Annotated in this window: 2 protein-coding genes; both read right to left on the bottom strand. The window is 74.3% G+C overall.

Translation table 11 applies throughout. From position 1 onward, the window contains the following. The coding region (locus AC27IO_RS24725; RefSeq protein ID WP_498741282.1) for a sensor histidine kinase N-terminal domain-containing protein at positions 1-737 on the bottom strand (737 nt) is incomplete at its 3' end. Then, positions 734-1,041: winged helix-turn-helix domain-containing protein (locus AC27IO_RS24720; RefSeq protein WP_498741281.1), on the bottom strand; the 308-nt coding region annotated here is incomplete at its 5' end. The genes AC27IO_RS24725 and AC27IO_RS24720, both read right to left, overlap by 4 nt.

The following is a 1,041-nucleotide window of genomic DNA, read 5'->3' as shown; positions in this document are numbered from 1 at the left end:
CCCTGGGCCACGCGCGCGAGCAGGTCGTTCACCGCAGCGCCCAGGTGCTGCACGTCGCGGGTGGAGGCCTCCACGGGCACGGGCGCCAGGTCGCGCGCGTCGCGGCGGTCCAGCGCCTGCTGGAACGCGGCCAGGGGCTGCAGGTCGCGCTGGATGGCGCGGCGCAGCCACACGGCCAGCGCCACCAGCAGCAGCAGTTGCGACACGCCCGAGTACAACAGCACGCTGCGCAGCATGGCGCTGCGGCTGTGCACGGTCTGCGCGGTGACGACCTCGAACGGCAGGGGCTCGCGCACATCAAGCCGCACCGCGCGCAGCGCCCGGCCATGGAACTGGATGTCGGAGAACCGGTAGGCCTCGTCGCCGCGCGGCGGTGGCACCGGCATGCCGCCGGCATTGCCCGCCAGCATGGAGCCATCGGGCCGCAGCACCGCGAAGTACACCGTCTCCACCTGGTCGAACAGCACGGCCTTGACCTCGCGCGAGGTGAGCGCGAAATCGAGCGCGTCGCCCTTGGCGCGCACGTTGGCGGCCACCGCGTAGGCATCGTCGAGCAGTGAGCGGTCGAACGCGCGCTGGGTGAAGGCATTGGCCAGCAGCACCGAGCCGGCCGTGCCCACCAGCCACGTCAGGCCCAGCGGCACCAGCACGTGGCGCAGCAGCCGCGCCTGCAGCGAGCGGGGGCTCGCGCTGCGCAGGCGCCGGCGGGGGGCGAGGGGGGGATGGGTGGCGGTCATGGCGCGCCGGGCCCGCCCGCCTCGGGCTCCACCATGTAGCCCAGGCCGCGCAGCGTGCGGATGCCCGCGCCGCTGCCCTGCAGCTTCTTGCGCAGGCGGGAGATGAAGGCCTCCAGCGCGTTGTCGCCCAGGGCCTCGTCGAAGTCGGAGAGCTTGTCCGACAGGGTGCGCTTGCTCACCACGCGCCCGGGCGGCGTCATCAGCTCCCACAGCACCTCGAATTCGCGCGCGGGCAGTTCGGCCGGCGCGCCGTGCAGGGTGAAGCGGCGCACCCGGCGGTCCAGCACCAGGGCGCCGACGGCGG

Source organism: Acidovorax sp. KNOB132, from assembly GCF_057541515.1.
This window is presented reverse-complemented; position numbering and strand designations above follow the sequence as displayed.